We start from the raw sequence: 1062 nt of genomic DNA on the forward strand, positions 1-1062 counted from the left end.
GTTTTATTAAGCTCAATTGGCAGTGAAGAGCATATTCCTTTCACCGTCTGGAACGGTAAAGTCAACGTGAAACGCGGCCTGTTTTGGAGCTCGCTTCAGTTCTTCGCTCACGAGCAAGATGGCAAGCAACAAAGTTGGTTAGTACAAGGTTTACCTTGGCCTCAATGTCGTAAGTTTGCGTTAGAAGCTGTGCGTCAGTATCAAGAGTGGCACAACACTCAGTGCCGAAAACTGGCGGAGTACCTTCCTAAATGGGAAGAAGAGTTGTACCAGCTCAAACACCTTCCTGCCTATCTTTCTCATTCTCAAGTTATGGCGTGGGTAGAGAAACTCAATCAAGAACTCGCAGAAATCAAGACCAGCCTAGACGAAGCTAAAATGCGCATGCCTAATCGCATGGGTGAAATTGAGCCTTGGCTGGTTGACACCTCTCATACGCTGGGAGAGCGCAATCACGAATGGCTGGAGAACGAACGTCCTAATTGGGAAGTCTTGTTCAACCGCATTGAATCGTCTCCGCTGAACTTGTCGCAACAATACGCAGTGTTGCTCAATGATGATCACAACCTCGTTTTGGCTGGGGCAGGCTCGGGTAAAACCAGCGTATTGACTGCAAGAGTGGCTTACTTACTTCAAAGCCATCAAGCTCAAGCGGAAGAACTTTTGATGCTTGCGTTTGGCCGAGATGCCGCGAAAGAAATGAAAGAGCGTTTGGTTGATAAAGTCGGTTTGGCGGCAGAAGGCGTAAGAGTCAATACCTTTCATCAACTCGGCTTGTACATTCTTAATCAAGTCGAGCAGCAGCCTGTCGAAATTAGCCCTCTTGCATTAGACGATAACCAACGCACGGCTTGGTGTGTCGACTGGTTGAAAAAGCACTGGATGACACCAACAAATTTCAAACGTTGGCAAAAGCATTTAGATAAATGGCCTATTGCTTACCTGAAAGGTGATGATGAGCTGGGTAGCCATTCGGAAAATCCGAAGCTAATTGCTTGGTTGGATTCTCAATTGTCGCATTTAGCTGCTGTTGGTTTAACGAAAAAGCAAGTGCAAGAGAAG

At 46.5% G+C, this 1062-nt stretch carries 1 protein-coding gene; it reads left to right on the forward strand.

Going from position 1 to position 1062, the window contains the following annotated elements; translation table 11 throughout:
* On the forward strand, positions 1 to 1062 hold a 1062-nt coding region (locus R7O12_RS26705; protein ID WP_318127090.1), incomplete at both ends, for a UvrD-helicase domain-containing protein.

The organism is Vibrio sp. Vb1574, from assembly GCF_033338675.1.